We start from the raw sequence: 5,507 nt of genomic DNA, 5'->3' as shown, positions 1-5,507 counted from the left end.
ATACACTATTTATAGTATGGTTTATAAGCGACAGACAACATGGGCATGCTAATGATTTGCGGTTTTGAGTATCAACCATCTCCTCGTACCACTTGTTGAGAAATGTCAGCTAAGGACACTAACATTTCCTGTTTTAACTGATCTAAAGACAACAGAGGTGTCATATCTTCTAAGGGCATGGATATCATCGAACCATTCGCTTGAGGATTAGCTGACACTTTTGGCCATAACGCTTCGTCTTTGATGATAGAGACATCACAAAGAATTGGGCCTGGATGATTCAGCACATATTGGATTTTTTCATCCAACTCACTGGCGTCATTTATACGAACAGCATCAAGACCAATTGCTTCTGCGAGTTTTACTAAATCCGGAATCAGTAATCCAGCTTCTTGACCAGTTGCCACATAGCGCTCATCAAAATAATTGCGTTGTGTATTTCGAATGGAGGCATAACCATTATTGTTCATAATGAACATGCGTATAGGTAAATTGAGGGATTTTAAGGTGCTTAATTCTTGAAGATTAAGCTGCAAACTTCCATCACCTTCAACCGAAACAACGGGCTTTTTACCTGAGGCCAGACAGCCACCAATCGCCGCGGGCAAACCATAGCCCATAGAACCTAAACCCGAGGTGAGGAAAATACGTTGTCCCGTTTTGTTCACAAAAGTGGAGTAAAAGACTTCGACTGCCAGCCCTGAGCTGCCCGTAATAATAAGCTCATTTGCTTTAGTGAGAGCAGATAAACGATCGATGAAATGATAATGACTAATTTCACCTTGCTCTGGAAATTTTTCTCCATCACAGCGTGGATAGCGTTGTTTCCAGTCTGCAATTTTATGTATCCAGTCAGCATAGTCGGCAGGTGTATCATTCACCTCAGCCAGAAGCTGCTCAATAAAGGTTTTGGCATTCGCCTGAATCAAACGGGCTTTGGGTAGCTGATGTTTTTTCAGTTCAGAGGCATCAATATCGATAATCACCTTATCGGAATACTGAGCAAAGTTTTGCGGATTGTGTGCTGTAACCACATTATCCAGACGTGCGCCAATACTGATCAATAAATCACAATTCTGGGCGGCAAAGTTTGCCGGTCTCAGTGCCACTGAACCTGGTCGACCAGCACATAATGAATGTTCGTAAGGAATTAGATCCAGAGAATTCCATGTGGTTAATACCGGAATACCGTTTTTTTCATAAAGTTGTTTGAATGCGTCAGCGGCACCTGATAGACGGATACCATGACCAGCCAAAATTATAGGACGCTCAGCCTGCTGAATGAGTTGGATAACTTCATCCAGCTCAAGTGCACAGTCTGACTCATTGTCTGTATTCGACTCATCCCGGGCTAGCTCTTCCGGCTCAATCAAACTGGCTTGTACATCCAAAGGCACATCCAGCCAGACAGGGCCTTTTCGTCCTGTCATCGCTTCATGTAAAGCCTTATCAAGATAAAGACCAATATTCTCTGGCTCATCAACGGTGATGGCATATTTGGTAATGGGTTTAACCATCGACACGATGTCAACTTCCTGCGGGCCCATTTGCCGTACACCGCTATCAGCTTTCATATCGGCCCGTTTCACCTGACCGGAAATAATCAGCAGTGGTACAGACTCAATCCAGGCACCCGCTACAGCAGTCAAAGCATTGGTCGCACCCGGTCCCGTTGTAACAAGCGCCACGCCGAGTGTTTCATTCACGCGAGAGTAGGCTTCAGCCGCAATCGCTGCAGCTTGTTCGTGATGAGTCGGTATGAAAGTGATATCAGGATTCTGCCCCAAGGCATCCACCAGATGCATGGCCCCTCCACCAGGAAGTAAGAAAACCTCTTTAACACCTAATTCAGCCACTCGGGCAAAGATATAGTCAGCAACGCGTTGTTCGCTCATGCCCACTCCGAAGTTAGCCAGTCAGCACGGAAGATTAGATTGGTTTTGCGGCGACTGTTTTGGTTAATAGCTTTATCGTCATAATACGAATCATCAGTGAAATGTGTGGTGGATAACTCTTCAAATATCGCCCCAGTTTCACTGCTAAAAGCATGTTTAACACCGCGCTCAACGGTGACCATTTCACCGGCTTTGATGGTTTTTAGCTCATCACCTAGTTGTAAGTACATCTCTCCCGCCAGCACATTAAAGGTTTCTTCTTTTTTATGATGAGCGTGCACCGGATGATTTTGTCCTGGCAGTAACACCAGAATCTTTTTACAGTATTCACGGTTAACCACATCAATAATGGTCGCACCTGTTTCTTCGAACTTCTCAATGCCATAGTGATGCGATAACTGGCAGTTCACCCCATCAGCAATAGCAATGCCGGCTTCACGTAATAAAGCACACACTTTAGATAATGAAGCTGAAACCATGTCACGGGTATCGGTGATTTCTAACTGCTTGAGTAATAAAGGTTCATTAGCCTTTACCGCCGCTTTTAACTCAAACTGTTTGTATTTGGATAAGTCATTGGCCAATAGTTGACCGGGTTGACTTGGAATCGCCAAGTAAAAATCTTCTGTTTGCAATGCTTTGCCTGCAGCGAGATCTTGTTTAGCAAACACCGCTCGGCGTAATGAATTCAGTGTGGTTAATTCTGTCTCTGTCACCGTCACACGCTCGCCCTCAAGACCAAGCATGGCATAAGCTTCTTGCGCTGAGAGTAACCATTGTCTGACTTGTTCAGGGTTCGCCGAGTAAGCATTGAGCTCACCTACCCCAACATGCTTTTCAAACAGCTGCGCGCCCATGGCGACGGCCATTTTCACTGCTTCCGACTCATTAGGATCTTCATGGGTTGAATAGCCCACCGTCACCTCAGGAAAACGTTGTTTTAATAGAGCAATTTGACCTAACTGTAGATTTTGTCTTGGCGTTGGATACTCACCAACACAGTGCATCACGGCTAATTGTTTGTGGCGATGTAAGAAAAACTGAACGACATTGTCAATCTCTTCCATCGTGGCACCGGCGGTAGACATCACCAGCGGCAAAGAGGATTGAGCGATACGTTCTAATAATGGCCAATCGGTAAGTGAACAGGAGGCAATTTTTAAGATGTCAAAACCATGTTGTTCAATCCAGTCAACAGAGGCTTCATCAAACGGCGTACACATGGAAATAAAGCCTGCTTCATCAATGGCTTTTTTTAATTCCAGCAATTGGGCTTCGTCTAACTCTGTATCACGAAATCGTTTTACGTATTTAATATCTTGTCTATCTCGATAATCAGGATGAATAAAGGTTTTCAGGTTACGGTACTGCAATTTAAAGGCAAACTGGAAAGGGAAATCATCACAAACCTGCTTCATCTGCTGAATAACCTGCTTGCCATGAGCAATATCACCTTGGTGATTATTGGCCATTTCCAGCACAAATAACTTTTGATACATCGATGTTTTGTCAGTCATCACTCACACTTTGAAATAAGATTGGATAGTATCGATCATATAATCAATCATCTCATCAGATAGCCCCGGAAAAACGCCGATCCACAACGAATCATTCATGACCTGATCGGTGACGGTTAATTCACCAACTTTACGATAGCTTTGCTGTTCAAAATACGGCTGTTTGATAAGGTTTCCGCCAAAAACCAGTCGATTGGCTATCTTGTGTTGTTCAAGATACTGAATAAAGTCAGCTCGATTACCTTGTTTTAAGGTAATAGCGAAACCAAACCAGGACGGTTCAGCATTATTTTCTGCTTCCGGCAGTAATAAATAATCTTGTAGGCAAGCTAAGCCATCATGTAAACGTTGAAAGTTAGCTTTACGCTTTTCAATAAAGCCCGTGACTTTATCCAATTGAGATAAGCCAACAGCGGCCTGCATATCAGAAATTTTCAGATTATAACCAAGATGTGAATAGGTATATTTGTGATCATAGCCGCACGGCAGTTGTCCCAACTGATAACTGAAGCGTTTATTACAGGTGTTATCTTTACCGGGTTCACAGAAACAATCTCTACCCCAATCACGGAATGACTCCAAAATCAGTTTCAGTTGGCCATTATTGGTATAAACCGCTCCACCCTCTCCCATCGTAATATGATGAGCCGGATAAAAGCTTAAGGTAGCAATATCACCAAAGGTACCGACATGTCGAGGCTCATTTATGGCGATGGGCAGACCACGATAATCCGTTAATTCTACAGAAGGTGTATAGGTACTCCCCAGAGCATCACAACAATCTTCGATTAACCATAAATTATGTTGACGAGCAAAACGCACAACAGCATCAATATTGAACGTATTTCCTAATGTATGAGCCATCATAATGGCTCGGGTTTTATCAGATAACGCCACCTCAAGCTGACTGACATCAATATTGTAGGAAGGCAAGGTAATATCAACAAAAACCGGCACTAAACCGTTTTGTAATATGGGATTCACCGTAGTCGGAAACCCAGCCGCGACAGTGATGACTTCATCGCCTTTTTGTAATGCTTTATCACCTAACTTAGGTGAAGTCAGTGCAGTTAATGCCAACAAGTTCGCTGATGAACCTGAATTTACCGTGAGAACATGTTTGACACCAATAAATTCAGCCAGTGCTTTTTCAAACTGGGCATTAAACCGTCCAGTTGTTAGCCAGCCATCCAGTGAGGCATCCACCATATGCTGGATATCATTGTTATCCAAAACTTTTCCTGACACAGCAACAGCATTCTGCCCAGGCTGGAAAGCCTTTGATTGAAATTTATGCTGGCTGTAGCGTTTCACTTGACGTTGAACTAAGGCACGTAATAACGCATCGACTGTTGAAGCCGAAAGTTGACCTTGTCGACTGGCGATATTCATTGGACCAGTAAAAATAGGCTGCCGTAAATCCAGATATTCTGCTGAACGGCTTGCTGTCGCTTCCGATAACAAAAACCAGTTATCCCCTGAAGTTGAAGGATTGTCTGTTAAAGCCAGTAATTCATAACATTCTATGACGGCTTCTTCCTGAGAAATCACGACACACAAAGTTGGCGAGGTGGCAGGTTTATTGACAATACACAGTTCACCGCAAGCAAAAGTCGCAGCGTGATTTGTCATATCATGAGAATGCATTGGGTTCATAATGTTGCTTTATGTTATCGAGCTCGCGTTACTGTCCTGAACAAACTGCTGAATTTGTTGCAGGCTTATCTCGCGCATGGGCTTTCCAGAATAAAAAGCATCATACCAGTCAAATGTGAGAGAGAGCGCATCATCAATATGCCAAACAGGTTGCCAGTCTAATTGCTGTCGGGCTTTACTACAGTCGAGCATCAGTATTGATGCTTCATGATGCTCGTTATGCTGAGGAGCAAACCAATCAAGAGACGGCCAACGCTGCTGAGCAAATTCCACAATATAATCTACAGGCTTCGTGTCTTCCATAGCAGGACCAAAATTCCATGCATCAGCTACTTCCGCACCGCGCTCAACCATGTGTTGAGCCAGTAATAAATATCCTGATAAAGGCTCCAATACATGCTGCCAAGGTCTAATGGCTCCCGGATGACGAATCTCAAGC

The 5,507-nt window shown here is 43.7% G+C and carries 3 protein-coding genes and 1 pseudogene; all 4 read right to left on the bottom strand.

What is annotated here, in order from left to right; translation table 11 throughout:
- Positions 1 to 71: 71 nt before the first annotated feature.
- Positions 72 to 1,895, bottom strand: coding sequence for a thiamine pyrophosphate-binding protein (locus B4K20_RS16750; RefSeq protein ID WP_289283788.1), 1,824 nt, complete (start codon positions 1,893 to 1,895; stop codon positions 72 to 74).
- Positions 1,892 to 3,412, bottom strand: a complete 1,521-nt coding sequence (locus tag B4K20_RS16745; RefSeq protein ID WP_289283787.1) for an N-acetylneuraminate synthase family protein — start codon at positions 3,410 to 3,412, stop codon at positions 1,892 to 1,894. The genes B4K20_RS16750 and B4K20_RS16745 overlap by 4 nt, the downstream gene beginning before the upstream one ends.
- 3 nt (positions 3,413 to 3,415) lie before the next feature.
- A complete protein-coding gene (gene rfbH, locus B4K20_RS16740; protein WP_289283786.1) occupies positions 3,416 to 5,044 on the bottom strand; it encodes a lipopolysaccharide biosynthesis protein RfbH in 1,629 nt (542 codons plus the stop codon).
- A gap of 33 nt (positions 5,045 to 5,077) precedes the next feature.
- A pseudogene (locus B4K20_RS16735) lies at positions 5,078 to 5,507 on the bottom strand (CDP-glucose 4,6-dehydratase); the annotation flags it as partial.

It is taken from the genome of Methylophaga sp. UBA5088, assembly GCF_002414625.1.
Classification (GTDB): domain Bacteria; phylum Pseudomonadota; class Gammaproteobacteria; order Nitrosococcales; family Methylophagaceae; genus Methylophaga; species Methylophaga marina.
This window is presented reverse-complemented; position numbering and strand designations above follow the sequence as displayed.